The sequence below is a fragment of the Vreelandella arcis genome (assembly GCF_900103865.1).
In the GTDB taxonomy this organism is placed as follows: domain Bacteria; phylum Pseudomonadota; class Gammaproteobacteria; order Pseudomonadales; family Halomonadaceae; genus Vreelandella; species Vreelandella arcis.
The window spans coordinates 240,416-257,105 of record NZ_FNII01000001.1 but is presented as its reverse complement, the minus strand read 5'-3'; the positions used below and the strand labels follow the sequence as shown (position 1 = coordinate 257,105).

Sequence of the window (16,690 nt, the reverse complement as noted above, 5' to 3'; positions counted from 1 at the left end):
AATGATTCGATAAGTCAGGCTTAAACAGCGTCAGCTCCGCGTTCACCTGTCCGAATCCGAATAACGTCTTCAAGCGGTGTGACAAACACCTTGCCGTCGCCGATTTTGCCGCTGTTGGCCGCGCTACAAATGGCGTCGAGCACGCTTTCAAGGCGATCATCGTCCACGGCCACTTCCACTTTTACCTTGGGCAAAAAATCGACCACGTATTCAGCACCACGGTATAGTTCGGTGTGCCCTTTCTGACGACCAAAGCCTTTGACTTCGGTGACGGTGATGCCCTGAACACCGTTGTCGGCCAGCGCTTCACGAACGTCGTCGAGCTTGAATGGCTTAATGATGGCGGTGATGAGTTTCATCCCGAATCTCCCCTGCTGGTTTAAGGAGCGGCCGAGCCGCCCGAAAAGAGTGCCTGCATCACTAATGCGCATACCGTGCCACTGAATTTTTTATCCCTATATTTCAGAAACTTAAAATAAATAAAACTTGTCATGACGGTTAGCTATTGATTTAACGCGCGTTGCCCAGCCTGCCTTTGCACCAAAATCGAACAAAGACAAAACGCAGGCGCCCCAATTTGACGCATTTACTCAACGAACGAATTGAGACGAGAAACATGCGAATCCCGCTTGGGTTGGGTATCCTGACTATCAGTAATCCGTATCGCGACACCGACATTTAGGAGAGAGCCATGATGCCTCAAGACCGTATCAACCGACTCGCGCAGCAGATTGGCGACCGCTTACAAAACGCGTCTCAAGCGCCGGAAGATATCCAAAAGGGCGTCCAGCAGGTGGTGCGCGGGGCCTTCGATCGCTTGGAACTGGTTTCTCGCGAAGACTTCGATATTTTGATGGATGTATTGCAGCGCACCCGCTCGCGGGTAGAAGCGCTTGAACGCCAAGTGGCCAGTTTAGAAGCCGCGGTGGATGCCCAGGCGGCGGATGCGTCGACTCCCGTCGAAGCAGAAGCCCCACCGCTGCCGGTGGAGCCTCATACGGATAACGACAGCGTCGACTCTCAAGAGGCTGATGACGCCGCTAAGTCGTCATCATAAATGCGAATAAATATCATTGACTAACATCGTGCACGTGGTAACGTGATTCGCAACCCATGAAACCAGCGGTGCACGGTTGTTAGCGCGGCATTCCTTCTGCCAATGCCCCATTTTGATGCATCGCGGCTTCATTGCTTCTTCTCACTACCGCGATGCACGCATGACCACCGCCACTTATGACTCCCAGGCCAACCAACCGCTTCACGAGCTCACGCCAGGGACGCTAGCCCAGCTAGGCCAGCGTTTCGGTATCGACTATCGCGTGCGAAATGCACCCGCTGAGGCAAGCGTTGCCACGGGAAGCGTTCGCGACGTTGCCCTTCCCCAAGCGATGCATTTAACGCTTTCCGACTTATCCGTGAACTTCGCCTATAGCTCATCCTCGCGCCAGACGGCGCCCTGGTTTATCAGCGTGGTATTGGAAGGCCACATTAATGCCCGCCTGGGCTCTCAACGCCTTGAACTTAACGAGGGAGACGGCGTTTCTGCCCACTTCACGCCTGAGCAACCGCTTACGGTTTACCAACCCGCCCAGGCACGGCTGCATACGGTCAACCTAGCGGTGCTTGCGACGACCTCCTTGGCGCTACCCCCGTTACCCGCCACCCCAGGGCTGTACCCTTGGCGTTTATCGAGTGCCTTCACCCAAACATTGCGCCAGGCAACAGCCGAGCCGCTGGCGAACTGGCGACAGCCGCTTATTTGGCAAGGCTTAGCGCTGCAACTGTTAGGCGCAGGATTACCTGACCAGGCGCTACAAGCGTCGGCAAACCCATCGTCAGCTCAGGCGAGTCATGGCCTTTCCGCACGTGACGAGCCACGCCTAGCCGCACTTCACACCCAATTAGCGGCCCACCCCGCTCGCCACTATTGCCTCAACGACCTGGCTCGGGAAGCGGCCATGAGCCCCAGCAGCTTGCGCCAGAAATTTCGCTCGCGTTATGGCTGCTCGATTTTTGACCACTTGCGCGAATGCCGCTTAGCCCAGGCGCACCAAGACCTTCAGCGCGGTATGAGCGTTCAACAGGTAGCGCATACCTGCGGTTATCGCCATGCCACCAATTTCGCGACAGCCTTTCGCCGCCGCTTCGGCATCGCCCCTCACGAAGTGGTCACACACCGCGTCGCCCGGTAAACATGGCATTGCGCATAGGCAATTTGGCAGAACGCATACCAATATCCCTGAGTACAAAGTAATAATTCTCATTACTAAAAACTAGTCAGGGATCGTTATCATGCCAATCTTACCTTGCCACTTCCGCCAGCGTCTGCTGCCCCTTGTGGTGGCCATCGCCAGTGGCACAGCGCCCTTTGCGCTGGCACAGAACCACGACCAAACGCTTGGCACCGTCACCGTGACCGCTCAACAGGCCGCCACAAAAGTGGAAACACCGACGATCGAAATACCCCAAAGCGTCTCCACGATTACCCGCGAACAGATGGATAAACGCGGGGTGAGCACCGTTCAGCGGGCCACCAACTACACGCCAGGTGTCTACAGCAACCAAATTGGTGCTTCGAACCGCTTTGACTACCTGGTGCTGCGCGGTTTCTCCGACGGCAGCTTGAGCAACACCTTTCTCGATGGTTTGAAACTCTTCGGCGATACCAACTCGCATAGCTCGCTGCGGGTCGACCCGTGGTTTCTGGACAGCATTGAAGTGGTCAAGGGCCCCGCCTCGGTGCTATACGGCCAGGCCTCGCCCGGCGGCGTGGTGGCCCTGAACAGCAAGCGGCCCGAGTTCCAGTCCGGCGGTGAACTGCGCTTTCGCGTAGGCAATAATAACCAGCGTAGCGCGGCCTTTGACCTGACCGGGCCACTGGGTGACGAGCAGCGCGTGGCCTATCGACTGGTGGGCATTGCCAGCGCTGCCGATACCCAGTTTGGCCCCACGGAGGAGGAACGCTACGCCATTGCGCCATCGCTCACCTGGGATATCAGCGACGCCACCAGCCTGACCCTTGACGCCTATCTGCAGGACGAGCCCGAAGGCGGCTACCATTCCGGGGTGCCTTTTGATGGTGCTGTTGAAGCACGCAATGGGCGCAAGATCAGCAATAACTTCTTCGACGGAGAAGAAGATTACGACGCCTACGAGCGCACCCAGCGCATGGTGGGTTACGCCTTCGAGCATCGCTTCAACGATGACTGGATCGCTCGCCAGCAACTGCGCTATCTCAATTCTGATGTGACCTTGAACCAGGTCTACGGCTTTGGCTGGACCTCGCCCACCTCGGATAAGCTAACCCGCTACTATTCCGGCAGCCAGGAATCGCTCGACGCCTGGACCGTCGATAACCAGTTGGAAGCCAACCTCAGCGATGGATTCATAGAGCATACCGTCTTGGCGGGGGTCGACTATCAGCAACGCGATAACGACGTCAGTTGGCCGTCGGGAGCGTTTCCTTCGCTTAACGCCTTCGACCCAGTCTACGGCGCGGAGCCTACGGCGATGTACGCACCGACCAACGAACGCCACGAAATGGAGCAAACCGGCGTTTACCTGCAAGACCAGATTGCCCTCGATAATTGGCGCTTCACCCTGGGCGGGCGTTACGACTGGGTGGATATTCGTAATACCAATCAGGACACTGACCAGGCAAGCACCCTCGACGACACCCAGTTCAGCGGCCGGGCCGGGGCAGTCTACCTGTTCGAAAACGGCGTCGCGCCCTATCTGAGTTACTCCACGGCCTTCACGCCGACCAGCTTTGTGGATGCCGACGGCGACCTGTTGGCCCCCATGGAAGGCGAACAGTGGGAAACTGGCGTTAAATTCCAGCCTAACGGCAGCCAAAACCAATACAGCGCGTCGCTGTTTCACATCAGCCAGGAAAACGTGGCCACCAAGGAGCAGCCCACCGACCCCTACCGCGCGGTGGGTGAAATCGAGTCCCAAGGGATCGAGCTTGAAGCGCACACGCAGCTAACCGAGGCGCTGTCGCTACAGGCCGGGTACAGCTTCACAGACATCACCTACGCTAAAAGCGACGACGGCAACGAGGGCAACAACGCGATTTATTCGCCGCGCCACCAGATACAGCTATGGGCGCAGTATGCGTTTAACGACGGCTGGCTGAGCGGTGCCGACATCGGCGCGGGCGTTCGCCACTACGCCGACATTGCCGCCGACCGCGCCAATACCCAAAGCGTGCCCGACTACACCCTGGTGGACGCTACCCTCGGCTATGACCTTGGCGAAGTGGGGCTAAACGGTGTCGACACCCGCCTCAACGTCAGCAACCTGCTGGATGAAGACTACGTGGCCTCGTGCAACTCGCTCGAGTACTGCTACTTCGGGGCCGAGCGCGGGATCACCGCCAGCGTGCATTACCGTTTTTGAGATTGAGGCGTTTTTGAAACCCAGGCGCGTCTAGATACCTTAGGCGTCGCTTTTTCTCTTGCTGTTGCATCTCATGAGGGCTTGTACTGTCATGCCACCAATGCCTCCCAGGTAGCAGCAGTTATGGCAACAAGCACCTTGAAGCCCATCATGTTGCCGTCAGCGTTCTTTGCAGCGCATCGGCTGCTAACCAACCCTATGGTGTGGACTTGCCTAGTGTTGGTGGTCGCGGGTTTACCCCTTGCCAAGGACGTGATTAGTTGAACCAGCCGACAGTCTTCGATAACCGGAAATAAAAAAGCTCTTCGCAAAGGAAGAGCTTGTTGAGTATGAGATCAATGTCTCTTGTCCTGACGAGAATGACAATCGCCAGGATTCGGCTAACTGCTGCTGCCGTTCTGATGGTTATCATGCTTGCTGCGTTCAATTTGAACAAACGCGAATAAACTCACAATCGCCATAAACACTGCAAAAGCTGTAACTATCCATCCAAAAGGGCTCATAGATTCAAACCTTTATTTCTGCACTGTTGCGCTCGAATTATGCATGAAGCGCAATGCCTGTTACCCAAATGATAGCACCTAGAACAAACCGGGCAACTCATGCCCCAAAGGTGATTTTCTCGCTAGGAGCGAAGAGACTCAGAACACCGGCACCCATGGCGCCAAGCCCGAGCTATCGTACATCATCCGTCAGTGCCTGCAGGCAGGCCATCAACTCTCCAGGAATGCACGCGATCAAGCATCAATCCTGACAGAGGGCTTCCATGGCCACACAGTACCAAGTTTGTATAGCACCCTAGCTCAGCATATGTATTGCATATGCCTTAAGTCGTTGCTATATTGCATATGTACGGCATATGCAGGAGGTTTTATGCGCACAGTTTCCATTTTTAAAAACGGCAAAAATCAGGCCGTTCGTTTGCCAAATGATATGGCATATGAGGGTATCGGTGAGCTTGAAATCAGCCGAGAAGGTGACGTAATTACATTGCGACCTGCGCGACCCTCTTGGGCGTCCTTTTCTGAGCTACCGAAAGCGAATGACAACTTTCTTATTGATCGTCCAGACGTTGTAAGTGATGAAGGCAGGTTCAATCTGTGACCTCTTATATGCTCGACACTTGTATCTGTTCATTCATCATGCGTGAACAACCTGCGTCGGTTATAAGTCGCCTTGCGTCCGAGGTTGAGCGTGGCAATCGCATTGTCGTTTCTGCGGTTACCTATGCAGAAATGCGCTATGGCCAAATCGGTAAAAAAGCCTCTGCTAAGCACACGTCTCTGGTAGATGAATTTGTGAAGCGGTTAGATGCTGTACTGCCCTGGGATAAGCAAGCCGTGGACGCGACAGTAGAGCTAACGCAGGTTTTAGCAAAAGCAGGCACCCCGATTGGAGCAAACGATTCAGCAATTGCAGGGCACGCCATCTCCTCAGCTTGCACCGTGGTGACAAACAACGTTCGTGAATTTAGCCGCGTTCCTGGGCTGGTTTACGAAGATTGGGTTCATTAACAAAGGAAAAGCTGAGAGCCGCCTCATCGATCACGTCGAGATGATGCTCGAGCAGTGTCGTGCTATGACCGTCACCGCAAAAAGTATCAGGGTGCGCCTGGAGGTAACCGAGCAGCTGGTTACCAGGCAGCCCACCTGGGCGTTTTGTTTGCAAACAATAAATATTATCGTTTAAATACACCCCATTATCTATTGATGCCATTACCATGCGCTGCTTCATTGTGTTACCACTGCTCGCCCGCATTGGCTTGCTTAGCCTATGCCTGCTCGGCTTTTCGCCCGCCCAAGCGCAGCTGGCGACGGTCGACTGGACAGTGGCCGAAACCTTAATGGCGCTGGAAGCCCCTATTGGCAGCGCCGCCCAGAAAGAGGCCTACCACGATTGGGTAGGCGAGCCCCGACTGCCAGACGATATCGCCGACTTGGGTCTGCGCATGCAGCCCAACCTAGAGCTACTGGCCCAAACGCAGCCCGAGCGCACCCTCATCTCGCCGATGTTTGCGGGGCTAACGCCACGCCTGGAGCGGATTGCCCCGGTCACTTCGATCGGTCTCTATACCCCGGGTAGCGACACCTGGGACGAAATGCAGTCGATTACCCAGCGGCTGGGCAAGCTGGCCGACCGGCAACCCCAAGCGGAGCAGCTGATCGAACAGACTCAAGCCCTGATGACTAGGCTGCGCGATGAAAGACCCGACACCGGCCCGCTGTTGATGATCCAGTTCATGGACGCCCGCCACGTGCGCGTATTTGGCGACAACAGTCTCTACAACGCGGTGCTTGAGCAGCTTGACTTGCCCAATGCCTGGGATCAAACCACCAATGCCTGGGGGTTTTCGCTGGTTGGCGTCGAGGAACTCACGCGCTATCCGGATGCCACGATAGTGATTGTCGACCCGCTGCCCGCCGGGGTCGAGGAGCAGCTTGATGAAAGCGGCCTGTGGCAGCAACTGCCCAGCGTTAAGCAAGACAAGCTGGTTCGCTTACCGCCGGTATGGAGTTTTGGCGCGCTGCCTTCTGCCCAGCGCTTTGCTCAGGAACTGACTGCGGCGCTGGAAGCGCCTGCTAATAACCGCCAACCCAATAACTAGCGGGAAATGCGGAAGCTATCAAAGCGTTTTTAATTACGGTAGGTTAAACGCTTAAGCTAAAGTAGTTTTTGCTTACATTAGAATTTGGGTTTGTACGAAAAACCAGCGAGGGAACGCTCATGACGCTTGCCATTGTGGCGACACGGGCCGGGGTCGGCCTGGATGCACCCGCCGTACATGTAGAGGTACATTTGGCCAACGGCCTGCCCGGCTTGACGCTCGTCGGTCTGCCGGAAACAGCGGTAAAAGAAAGCCGCGAACGGGTGCGTAGCGCCCTGGTCAATGCCGGCTTTGACTTTCCCAATACCCGCCGCATCACCCTGAACCTGGCCCCGGCCGATTTACCTAAAGAGGGCGGTCGTTTTGATCTGCCCATTGCTCTCGGCATCCTCGCCGCCTCGGGGCAGATTCCCGTTGATGCGCTGGAAGGCATGGAGTGCGCAGGCGAATTGGCGCTAGACGGCAAATTACGCGCCGTGCCCGGTATTCTGCCGTTTGCGCTGGCCACGCGGCGGGCCAAAAAAGCGTTGATAGTGCCCCGCGACTGCGCCGATGAAGCGGCACTAGCCGGCGACCTACCAGTGCTGCCCGCCGACTCCCTTTGGCAAGTGGTTGCTCATTTGCTCGACCAGGAAAAAATTCCACCCCACCAGCTACCGGCGTCGGTGAAAACCACCGAGCCCATGGCCGACCTGGCCGACGTTCGCGGCCAGCAGCAAGCCCGGCGCGCCTTGGAAGTCGCCGCCGCCGGCGGTCATAATCTGCTTTTCGCAGGCCCTCCAGGCACCGGCAAGACCATGCTCGCCAGCCGCCTGCCCGGCATTTTGCCGCCGCTGAGCGAAGAGCACGCGCTGGAAGTCGCCGCCGTGCGTTCGGTATGTGGGCTATCGCTGAACGCCGATTGGGGGCAGCGCCCGTTCCGCCAGCCCCACCATAGCGCCAGCGCCGCTGCCCTGGTAGGCGGCGGCTCAAAACCCAAACCGGGTGAAATCTCGCTGGCCCACCATGGCGTGCTGTTTCTGGATGAATTGCCGGAATTTTCCCGCAGCGTCCTGGAAGTGTTGCGCCAGCCCCTGGAAACCGGCGAAATCCATCTGGCCCGCGCCAGCCACGAACGCCGCTACCCCGCTCAGTTTCAGTTGGTGGCCGCGATGAACCCCTGCCCCTGCGGGCATCTGGGCGACCCCCGCCAGCGCTGCCAGTGTACCGCCAGCCAGATTCAGCGCTATCAGGCACGGCTCTCCGGGCCGCTATTAGACCGCATCGATCTACAGGTGGAAGTGCCCGCGCTACCACCGGAACAACTCACCGCCCAGACCCAGGGCGAATCATCAGCAGCCGTGCGCAAGCGCGTAATGGCCGCCCGCGAACGCCAGATGGCTCGTGGCGCGCTCAACAGCGAACTCAGCGGCAAGGCGCTGGAAAGCGCCTGCGCTCTAAACGACGAAGAGCGCGCCTGGCTCGCCGATGTGCTGGAAAAGCTAAAGCTCTCCGCCCGCGCCTACCACCGCGTGCTGCGCGTCGCGCTGACGCTGGCCGACTTACAGGGCGTGCCCAAACCCACCCAACCGCACTTGATCGAAGCCATCGGCTACCGGCAACTGGATCGGTTGTTGAAAGGCGCTTAGCGGTGGGTTTGCGCGAGGCGATCCACCAGGCGCTGACAGAGGGCATCTAGCTTGCTCGCCGTCGCCTCATCCTTTAGCGTGCCGCCATCGGTGAAGGCGCTGCCCGCCTGAGGGAGTGAAAGCGGCTGCGGCAGTACCGTCAGGCTCAAGTTGGCTAAAAGCTGCTGGCCTAGGGGCATGGCACGTATTCCGCCAAGTCCACCGGGTGATGCCGCCACCAGCGCTGCCCATTTACCGGCAAATAGCCCCAGACCCGGGGTATCGCCATAGGGGCGGGACAGCCAATCCAGGGTGTTTTTGAGTAACGGCGTGATAAAGCCGTTGTACTCAGGAGAGGCGATAAAAACGGCTTGGTGCTCGGCGAGGAGTGCACGCAGTTTCTGCACGTTCTCGGGCATGCCTTGCGCTTCGATGTCTTCGTCGAACAGCGGGCAGGGGTAATCTTTTAAATCAATAAAAGTGGCTTGGCCGCCAAGGGCCTCGATACGTCTTGTGGCGAGTTGGGCAAGCTGTTTGTTGAGCGAACCTTCACGGGCACTGCCGGCAAATACCAGCACTTTCGGTGGGTTATGTGTCATCACACGATCCTAGTCACAAAGAAGCGAAGTTAAGTAGATGATCAGTTTCGCACAAGCACTAGGCGATAGCATTAACCCTTAAGAACCTAAAGGGATTGATAGTTAAAAGTTATTAATCATGGTGCGGGGGATGAGGAATAACGCCGCCCAACGGCTTTGCCTCTGGCATAGCGGCCACTTGATCGACAAAGGCATCCAGGGCGTCGAACAAAGCGCGACGAATCGGCTCGGCTTCGTTGACCAAGTGATGGCGGGCATCTGGATGGCGATATATCTGTGCGCCGGGAAACTTATCTTCCAAAATCGCTAAGTTCCACTCCCAGTCCACGGTAACGTCTTGCTCACCCTGTAGAATAAGCACCGACAAGTTCAGCGGATCGCGGGCCAACAGCCTTGGAATCCAGCGGCGCATCGCGGTGATCCAAGCTACGTTCAGCTGATTGGGCTGCAAGGGGTCGTGCTCGCGCAAAAATTCGGTGAACTGCTCGTCGGTCGAGTTGGCCCTATATTTGCGCGGCAACGCTTTAACGAACGGGCTGGCAATTAGGTGCAGCCAGCTCGACTGGCTCCAGCCCCATGGGCGCACCAGTGGTGCCAACAGTACCAAGCCGTCCCAGCCTGCTGCGTCACGGCGGTTTAGCGCATCGGTGGCCAAAATCGCCGCGCCGGTACTTTGCCCGACACCCAACCAGGGCGCAGGGGCCATCAACTGCTGGGACAGGATAGTTTGCACATGCGTCAGGCAGTGCTGGTAGTCGTCAAAGTCATCTATCGCCGCACGAGCCCCACTGGAAAGCCCATGACCAGGTAGATCCCACAGCACCACGCGCCAGCCCTTATCCAACAGGCGCTCCAGCAAGTGCCGGTAAAGCCCTAGGTGATCAAAATAACCGTGGACGACGAAGGCAGTCCCCCTAGGGTTGGGTGGGCTCCATACCTGGCACCACAGCGCGAAGCGTCCGGTATCAATAAACCCCGCATACACCTCGCGAGTGTCATGGCGCAGCGTTTCTAGACCATAATGCTGAAAATAGTCATTCATCGCCGTGGCAAGGATGTCACCAGGCACCAAGCGGGAGAGTGCTGCGTCGCCAGCATGGTGACGAAACAGTGCCTCTAAATGATCGAACTCGCGCATGGCTACTCTCCTTCAACCGCTCGTTGGCAATGGGTCAGTGGCTGCCCTGTGCCTTGTTTCCTTATCTTTTAGTCGAGCATAAAGGCGCTTTAAGGTCTACGCTGTTTACATGCCCAACCATTTGTGGAATTATTTTCCACAAATATTTTTTAAATGCGTATTTATTCTGACTGTGACGGTGCATCTGCTGAGCAACACGGCGTCATGGTCACCCTAACAGGAGAGTCTTTATGAACGAGCGTATCACGCGTCACCGCTTACAGGTGGCCGCCGACCTAGATCATTTCATCAGCAAGCAGGCCTTGCCCGGTACCGGCGTCGACGAAAGCGCTTTTTGGGCCGGCGTTGATGCTTTATTTCACGATTTAACGCCCAAAAATCGTCAACTACTAGAAGAACGTGATGTGCTTCAAGAAAAGCTAGATGCCTGGCACCGCGAAAACCCCGGCCCGGTGAGCGATATGCCCGGCTATCGGCGCTTCCTGAAAGACGCCGGCTACCTGGTGGACGCCCCCGCCAACGTCAGCGCCACCACGGCCAACGTTGACCGCGAAGTCGCCGTCCAGGCAGGCCCACAGCTGGTCGTGCCGATGAGCAACGCGCGGTACGCGCTCAACGCCGCCAACGCTCGCTGGGGCAGCCTCTACGACGCGCTCTACGGCACTGACGTGATTTCCGAGGAAGACGGCGCGGAAAAAGGCACCAGCTTTAACCCCAAGCGGGGCGAAAAAGTCATTGCTTACGCCCGTGGCGTGCTAGATCGCGCGGCACCACTGGCGACCGGTTCACACCGCGATGCGGTGAAGTACGCCATCCGCGACGAGCACCTGGTCGTGACCCTGGAAGGCGGCCGCGAAACCGGCCTGAAAGACGCGGGCAAGCTGATTGGCTTTAACGGCGATGCCGCCGCGCCTGATGCGATCCTGCTAGGCAATAACGGCCTGCACCTGGAAATCCAGATCGACGCCAACCACTCGATCGGTAAAACCGATCCGGCGGGCGTTAAGGACGTGGTCGTCGAAGCGGCACTGACCTCGATTATGGACTGCGAAGACTCTGTCGCCGCGGTGGACTCGGAAGACAAGGTCGGTGTGTACAGCAACTGGCTCGGCCTGATGAAGGGCGACCTGGAAGAGAACATCGACAAGGGCGGCAAGACCTTCACCCGCAAGCTTAACGCCGACCGTACCTGGCAAACCAGCGATGGCAGCAGCGTTACCCTGCCGGGCCGTTCGCTGATGTTCGTGCGTAACGTCGGCCACCTGATGACCACCCCGGCGATTCTCGACGAGAACGGCAATGAGCTGCCGGAAGGCATTCTGGACGCCGTGGTGACCTCGCTGCTGGCGTTGCACGATCTCAAGAAAGACGCCGACCAGCCGCGTAACTCGCGTACCGGCTCGGTGTATATCGTTAAGCCGAAAATGCACGGACCTAAAGAAGTCGCGTTTGCCAACGAGCTGTTTGGCCGCGTGGAAGATATTCTGGGCATGAGCCGTGACACCCTGAAAATGGGCATCATGGACGAAGAACGCCGCACGACCGTCAACCTCAAGGCGAGTATCGCCGAGGCTACCTCGCGCGTGGTGTTTATCAACACCGGCTTCCTCGACCGTACCGGCGACGAGATGCACACCGCCATGGAAGCCGGCCCGATGGTGCGCAAGGGCGACATGAAGAGCGCCGCCTGGATTACCGCCTACGAGAAGAACAACGTGCAGGTAGGCCTGGCCTGTGGTCTGCGCGGTCGCGCCCAGATCGGTAAAGGCATGTGGGCGATGCCCGATTTGATGCACAACATGCTCGAGCAGAAGATCGGTCATCCAAAAGCCGGCGCTAACACCGCTTGGGTGCCCTCGCCGACAGCCGCGGCGCTGCACGCGCTGCACTACCACCAGGTCAACGTGACTGACGTTCAGCGCGAGCTGGAAGAGCTGGGTGAGCCTGACTACTTAGATGATCTACTCACTGTGCCGGTAGCCGAAAACGCCAACTGGTCAGATGACGAGATTCAGCAGGAGCTGGACAACAACTGCCAGGGTATCTTGGGTTACGTAGTGCGCTGGGTCGAACACGGCGTCGGCTGCTCGAAGGTGCCGGATATCCACAACGTCGGCCTGATGGAAGACCGCGCCACGCTGCGCATTTCCAGCCAGCACATTGCCAACTGGCTGCACCATGGCATTGTCGATGCGCCGCGTGTGGAAGAAACCCTCAAGCGCATGGCCAAGGTGGTCGACGAGCAGAACGCCGGCGACCCCACCTACACCGCCATGAGCGCTAACTTTGCAGACTCTACCGCGTTCAAGGCCGCGTCCGACCTGATCTTCAAAGGCCGCGCACAGCCTTCGGGTTACACCGAACCGCTACTCCACGAGTGGCGTCAGGTGCATAAGGCCAAATAAGCGCAATCGCGCACTGGCCACCTAAGCCCCAAGGCTCGCGCCTTGGGGCTTTTTTATTTATGCTGACTTACCTTAACGTTAAGGGAAGATGGCGCTACAGGCCCAGTGCCTAGAAGAAAAACAGCGAGGAATAACAACAATGACGGTAATGACTGCCGAGCAAATAGAACACTTTTTAGACGAAGTGTTTCCCCAGCGGATAGGCAAGATCGAAAGCGTAGGCGAGATGAGCGCCACCATGCGCCTGAGCATTGGCGTTGAACATCTGCGCCCTGGCCCGCGGGTTTCCGGGCCCACCATGATGGGCTTTGCCGACGTGGCGATGTACGTGGCCATTCTGGCGCAGATAGGCCCGGAGCCCATGGCGGTGACCAGCGACTTGAACTGCCACTTTTTACGCGCAGCATCGGGTGATCACGACATCATCGCCCATGCCAAACTGCTCAAGCTCGGCCGCCGCTTAGCAGTCGGCGAAGTTCAGATTGTCTCTGCCGCCGATGAGACCAAGCCGGTGATACACGTCACCGCCAGCTATATGCTGCCGGATAAGTCCTAGCCTACTTCACGGCTCAAGCGTCATAAACGGCTCGTTTTCTTGGTCGCTAAACGCGTAGACGTTGTAGGGCTCTGCCTGCGGCCCTGGCATGCCTGGCGTGCCGATGGGCATACCGGCCAGACCAATGCCACCGACATCGGGCTGGTCTTCAAACAGCTTGGTGACGGCTTCCATCGGCACGTGCCCCTCAATCCAATACTCGCCGATTTCGATGGTGTGGCATGAGCCCAGGCCATAGGGCACGCCCGCCTGCAGCTTGATGTCGCCCAGCTCAACGTTATCCACAATGGTGACATCGATCCCCAGTTCCTCCAGGTGTCGAGCATAGCCATCGCAGCAGCCACACTGGGGGTTCTTGTACAGCGTGGCTTCGTCAGGCAAGTCGGCATGCGCCGTAGTGGCGCCCAGCAATAGCACACCAGACACCCATAGCGAGGCAGTTTTTCGATTCATGAGCATTTCCTCAGTGGTAACGACGAGATCAATTAGCCCGGCTGAACAGGTATTTGGCCAGCGAGGCGATACCCAACCCGGCGAGCAGCAAAATTGTGAGCGGCATGAGCCAGCCCAACCAGCCCATTGAACCCATTAGCGCGAAACAATCTGCATTCATCATGATAGCCTCCTGACAATAGCGTGATGAACATGTTCGTTAAAAGCTTACAACCTATGGGTTACCCCAAGGTCAAGCGAAGGCAGTGAACGCCGCGTATTGTTTGACGCAGATCAATATCGCCCCGTTGGGTTCAGGCTCATTTCAGGTTGGTAGCTTATAAACACCTTGTCAGTTTTTTAAACCCTCTTTGCGAGACTATCCACTATGCGTAACACATCCATGACGTTAGCCCTTTTTGCCATTGCCATGACAGGCATGGTTGCCACCGCTGGGGCTTCAGGCGAGCACAGCGGCGGCCATGGTGTGGCCAACGACGCCGACGTTGAACGCACCATCAGCGTTGAAGCGGGCGACATGTGGTTCGACCCTGAGGACATGAGCATCGCCGCGGGCGAAACTGTCCAATTCGAAATCACCAACAATGGTCATCTAGAGCATGAGTTCGTGATTGGCGACAAGGCAGCTCAGGAAGCACACCGGGAAATGATGCAGGATATGATGGGCAGCAGTCATCACGAGGGTGGCCACGGTGGCCATGGCGGTCATAATATGGCCGAAGGCGAGCACGGTGGTCAGATGCCTGCGGTTACGATTGGGGCGGGTGAAACCAAAACGCTGATATGGACAGCACCCGAAAAAGTCGAGCGCCTTGAATACGCCTGCAATATTCCAGGGCACTACGAATCCGGCATGTACGGCACCATCAACCTGTGACGCTATGCGATGAAACTGTTGCTATTAGAAGATGATGACCTGCTGGCCGAAAGCCTCGCGGAGAGTCTGAAAGACAACGGTTACCTGGTCGACGTGGCCGCCTCAGTCAAGGCGGCAGCGTCGTTCATGGCCACCGAAGAATACGCGCTTGCCATTCTCGACATTGGGCTGCCCGATGGCTCAGGGCTGGAACTGCTCGGCCAATGGCGCCAACAAAAACGCGCCATCCCTATTTTGATACTCACCGCGCGCGATACCTGGGAGGACAAGGTGGTCGGCCTGGAAACCGGCGCCGACGACTACCTCACCAAACCCTTCCACGAAGCCGAACTCATGGCCCGCCTGAAGGCCCTTCTACGCAGGCAATCCGGCCAACTCTCCCAGGTAATCACGCTTAACGGCGTATCCCTGGAAGAGGCTGGCCAGCGCGTTTCCAGCGACGGGGGCGCGTGGCGTCTGCTAACCGCCACCGAGTTTCGACTACTGCGCTACCTGATGCTCCACCCCGACCGCATTCACTCCAAGGAGCGGTTGTTGGAACAGCTTTACGCCTTGGAGCAAGACGCCGCAGCCCCCAATCTGGTCGAAGTATACGTTGCGCGCCTGCGACGTTATCTTGGCAAATCGATCATCCAGACGCGACGCGGTCAGGGGTACGTTTTTGTTTCACGTTGATAAACGCAGTCTCCGGTTTCGCCTACTGGCCTGGCTGGGCGGCGTCGCAATACTGGTGGTTGGCCTGACGTGGCTACTACACGGTGTATTTTTGCAAAATCTGGCCAAGGATTTCCTGGGTGAGCGCCTCAAGCGTGAAGCCGACCACGCAGTGGCACAGCTGGAACAAGACCGCCTGGCGGTTCCCGCATCGCTCGCCTCGACAAGCCAGGGCTATCAAGTCTTCCACCATCTTTACTTGCTGCAACTCAACGGTGAGCTCAGCGCCTCAGACCCAGCTTGGCAGCGCCAGCTTGCCCCGCTGCTCGACGATGATGGTAACGCGCTCCTTGAGGTGGAACGCGGTGAGCACCATTTGCTGGTGTATCGCCGCCACTTTGAGTGGCAAGACACCAATGGCGTATTGCTGATTGGTGAGGATTTTTCCCAGGTGGAAGCGGGGCTTGCCACTTTGCACTGGTGGGTGGGCGGGATTGCCGCGGGCCTGCTTGCGATGCTGGTCACGCTTAACATGCTGGCGGTTAACCGCGGCTTGCGGCCGCTTTGGCAGTTGCGCCACCAGCTTGAAGACCTACAAGCAGGGAAGCGCCAACGCCTGTCTCTCACCGCGCCCGCCGAGCTTGACGCCCTCGTCGCCCAGCTCAACCGTTTTATGGATGATATCGACCTGCGATTACAGCGCTCGCGGGAGTCGGTCGCTAACCTGTCTCATGCTCTTAAGACCCCACTGGCGGCGATCACCCAGGTGCTCAGAGGTGGCCGACCGATAGACGACGACCGTCGTCGCAAACTACTGATGCGCATAGAAAACATCAACGCCCAATTGGATGCCGAACTTCGCCGCGCGCGGATTGCTGGCCCCCATACGGGACACATGACGCACCTGACGCGTGACAGCCAGCGCCTGATAGACATGTTTCGCAGCCTTCACCCTCAAAAGGGGTTCAAGCTCACGCAGTCGCTCAACGACCGCGACCAAGTACCCATCGACGCCCATGATTACGCCGAGATGCTGGGCATTGTGCTGGATAACGCTGGCAAATGGGCCGTCGGCGAGGTGCGTTGTCATGTCAGCGCTACCTCCGAGGCCCTGACCCTGACGATCGACGATGACGGCCCCGGCGTTGCCGAAAACGACATGGGACGCCTCGGCGAGCGCGGCACACGTTTGGATGAGCGCCACCCCGGTTACGGCCTGGGTCTTGCCATCCTGGCCCAGCTGGTGGCGCGTTACGCGGGGCACTGCCGGTTCGAGCGCAGCCCACTCGGCGGCTTGCGGGTCGTTACCTGCCTGCCATTGCCGGACATTAAATCCCCCTGACGGCTTTTTCAGCCTTGATTCAGCTTACTCCCGCAAGATGGCGATATTGATCA

General features: G+C 57.7%; 17 protein-coding genes. 12 read left to right on the top strand and 5 right to left on the bottom strand.

What is annotated here, in order from left to right; genetic code table 11:
* Positions 1-20 precede the first annotated feature (20 nt).
* Complete coding sequence (locus tag BLR97_RS01245; RefSeq protein ID WP_089701673.1) at positions 21-359, bottom strand: P-II family nitrogen regulator; 339 nt, start codon at positions 357-359, stop codon at positions 21-23.
* Positions 360-691: 332 nt separating this feature from the next.
* Between BLR97_RS01245 and BLR97_RS01240 the strand changes: the two genes are divergently transcribed.
* The 7 genes from BLR97_RS01240 (at position 692) to BLR97_RS01210 (ending at position 8,634) form a co-directional block, all read left to right on the top strand.
* Positions 692-1,057, top strand: a complete 366-nt coding sequence (locus BLR97_RS01240) for an accessory factor UbiK family protein (RefSeq protein ID WP_089701671.1) — start codon at positions 692-694, stop codon at positions 1,055-1,057.
* A gap of 115 nt (positions 1,058-1,172) precedes the next feature.
* Positions 1,173-2,192: a helix-turn-helix transcriptional regulator gene (locus BLR97_RS01235; RefSeq protein ID WP_244511098.1), complete on the top strand. Its 1,020-nt coding sequence runs from the start codon at positions 1,173-1,175 to the stop codon at positions 2,190-2,192.
* A gap of 100 nt (positions 2,193-2,292) precedes the next feature.
* Positions 2,293-4,401 (top strand): TonB-dependent siderophore receptor, encoded by a 2,109-nt coding sequence (locus BLR97_RS01230; RefSeq protein ID WP_089701669.1) that lies wholly within the window; start codon positions 2,293-2,295, stop codon positions 4,399-4,401.
* Positions 4,402-5,274: 873 nt separating this feature from the next.
* Positions 5,275-5,505, top strand: coding sequence for a type II toxin-antitoxin system VapB family antitoxin (vapB, locus tag BLR97_RS01225; RefSeq protein ID WP_089701667.1), 231 nt, complete (start codon positions 5,275-5,277; stop codon positions 5,503-5,505).
* The gene (locus tag BLR97_RS01220; protein WP_089701665.1) at positions 5,502-5,915 is read left to right on the top strand and encodes a type II toxin-antitoxin system VapC family toxin; all 414 of its coding nucleotides are present in this window, start codon (positions 5,502-5,504) and stop codon (positions 5,913-5,915) included. The genes vapB and BLR97_RS01220 overlap by 4 nt, the downstream gene beginning before the upstream one ends.
* A 206-nt stretch (positions 5,916-6,121) precedes the next feature.
* Complete coding sequence (locus tag BLR97_RS01215) at positions 6,122-7,006, top strand: ABC transporter substrate-binding protein (protein WP_089701662.1); 885 nt, start codon at positions 6,122-6,124, stop codon at positions 7,004-7,006.
* Positions 7,007-7,125: 119 nt separating this feature from the next.
* Positions 7,126-8,634, top strand: a complete 1,509-nt coding sequence (locus BLR97_RS01210; RefSeq protein WP_089701660.1) for a YifB family Mg chelatase-like AAA ATPase — start codon at positions 7,126-7,128, stop codon at positions 8,632-8,634.
* Here the strand turns inward: BLR97_RS01210 and BLR97_RS01205 are convergent.
* Together BLR97_RS01205 and BLR97_RS01200 are read right to left on the bottom strand one after the other, a co-directional pair.
* Positions 8,631-9,212, bottom strand: coding sequence for an NADPH-dependent FMN reductase (locus tag BLR97_RS01205; protein ID WP_089701659.1), 582 nt, complete (start codon positions 9,210-9,212; stop codon positions 8,631-8,633). The genes BLR97_RS01210 and BLR97_RS01205 overlap by 4 nt on opposite strands.
* Before the next feature lie 112 nt (positions 9,213-9,324).
* The gene (locus tag BLR97_RS01200; RefSeq protein WP_089701657.1) at positions 9,325-10,350 is read right to left on the bottom strand and encodes an alpha/beta hydrolase; all 1,026 of its coding nucleotides are present in this window, start codon (positions 10,348-10,350) and stop codon (positions 9,325-9,327) included.
* 230 nt (positions 10,351-10,580) lie between these two features.
* Between BLR97_RS01200 and BLR97_RS01195 the strand changes: the two genes are divergently transcribed.
* On the top strand, positions 10,581-12,755 hold the full coding sequence (locus BLR97_RS01195) for a malate synthase G (protein ID WP_089701655.1): 2,175 nt from the start codon (positions 10,581-10,583) through the stop codon (positions 12,753-12,755).
* Positions 12,756-12,894: 139 nt separating this feature from the next.
* Complete coding sequence (locus tag BLR97_RS01190) at positions 12,895-13,311, top strand: PaaI family thioesterase (RefSeq protein ID WP_089701653.1); 417 nt, start codon at positions 12,895-12,897, stop codon at positions 13,309-13,311.
* Between the two features lie 6 nt (positions 13,312-13,317).
* Here BLR97_RS01190 and BLR97_RS01185 read toward each other — a convergent pair whose 3' ends face one another.
* A complete protein-coding gene (locus BLR97_RS01185) occupies positions 13,318-13,764 on the bottom strand; it encodes a DUF411 domain-containing protein (RefSeq protein WP_089701651.1) in 447 nt (148 codons plus the stop codon).
* 28 nt (positions 13,765-13,792) lie between these two features.
* On the bottom strand, positions 13,793-13,927 hold the full coding sequence (locus tag BLR97_RS20080; protein ID WP_280140167.1) for a hypothetical protein: 135 nt from the start codon (positions 13,925-13,927) through the stop codon (positions 13,793-13,795).
* Positions 13,928-14,131: 204 nt separating this feature from the next.
* Between BLR97_RS20080 and BLR97_RS01180 the strand changes: the two genes are divergently transcribed.
* The 3 genes from BLR97_RS01180 to BLR97_RS01170 are packed head-to-tail and all read left to right on the top strand — an operon-like array spanning position 14,132 to position 16,637.
* Positions 14,132-14,641, top strand: coding sequence for a cupredoxin domain-containing protein (locus tag BLR97_RS01180; protein WP_089701649.1), 510 nt, complete (start codon positions 14,132-14,134; stop codon positions 14,639-14,641).
* A 9-nt stretch (positions 14,642-14,650) separates the two neighbouring features.
* On the top strand, positions 14,651-15,316 hold the full coding sequence (locus BLR97_RS01175; protein WP_089701647.1) for a response regulator transcription factor: 666 nt from the start codon (positions 14,651-14,653) through the stop codon (positions 15,314-15,316).
* Positions 15,303-16,637, top strand: a complete 1,335-nt coding sequence (locus tag BLR97_RS01170) for an ATP-binding protein (RefSeq protein ID WP_089701645.1) — start codon at positions 15,303-15,305, stop codon at positions 16,635-16,637. The genes BLR97_RS01175 and BLR97_RS01170 overlap by 14 nt, the downstream gene beginning before the upstream one ends.
* Positions 16,638-16,690: the final 53 nt, after the last annotated feature.

Coding starts and splice junctions, on each gene's coding strand:
- BLR97_RS01205 (WP_089701659.1), bottom strand. CDS start 9,212: ATGACACATAACCCACCGAAAGTGCTGGTATTTGCCGGCAGTGCCCGT.
- BLR97_RS01210 (WP_089701660.1), top strand. CDS start 7,126: ATGACGCTTGCCATTGTGGCGACACGGGCCGGGGTCGGCCTGGATGCA.
- BLR97_RS01175 (WP_089701647.1), top strand. CDS start 14,651: ATGAAACTGTTGCTATTAGAAGATGATGACCTGCTGGCCGAAAGCCTC.
- BLR97_RS01235 (WP_244511098.1), top strand. CDS start 1,173: ATGCATCGCGGCTTCATTGCTTCTTCTCACTACCGCGATGCACGCATG.
- BLR97_RS01215 (WP_089701662.1), top strand. CDS start 6,122: ATGCGCTGCTTCATTGTGTTACCACTGCTCGCCCGCATTGGCTTGCTT.
- BLR97_RS01240 (WP_089701671.1), top strand. CDS start 692: ATGATGCCTCAAGACCGTATCAACCGACTCGCGCAGCAGATTGGCGAC.
- BLR97_RS01190 (WP_089701653.1), top strand. CDS start 12,895: ATGACGGTAATGACTGCCGAGCAAATAGAACACTTTTTAGACGAAGTG.
- BLR97_RS01195 (WP_089701655.1), top strand. CDS start 10,581: ATGAACGAGCGTATCACGCGTCACCGCTTACAGGTGGCCGCCGACCTA.
- BLR97_RS01245 (WP_089701673.1), bottom strand. CDS start 359: ATGAAACTCATCACCGCCATCATTAAGCCATTCAAGCTCGACGACGTT.
- BLR97_RS01230 (WP_089701669.1), top strand. CDS start 2,293: ATGCCAATCTTACCTTGCCACTTCCGCCAGCGTCTGCTGCCCCTTGTG.
- BLR97_RS01185 (WP_089701651.1), bottom strand. CDS start 13,764: ATGAATCGAAAAACTGCCTCGCTATGGGTGTCTGGTGTGCTATTGCTG.
- BLR97_RS01180 (WP_089701649.1), top strand. CDS start 14,132: ATGCGTAACACATCCATGACGTTAGCCCTTTTTGCCATTGCCATGACA.
- vapB (WP_089701667.1), top strand. CDS start 5,275: ATGCGCACAGTTTCCATTTTTAAAAACGGCAAAAATCAGGCCGTTCGT.
- BLR97_RS01200 (WP_089701657.1), bottom strand. CDS start 10,350: ATGCGCGAGTTCGATCATTTAGAGGCACTGTTTCGTCACCATGCTGGC.
- BLR97_RS20080 (WP_280140167.1), bottom strand. CDS start 13,927: ATGATGAATGCAGATTGTTTCGCGCTAATGGGTTCAATGGGCTGGTTG.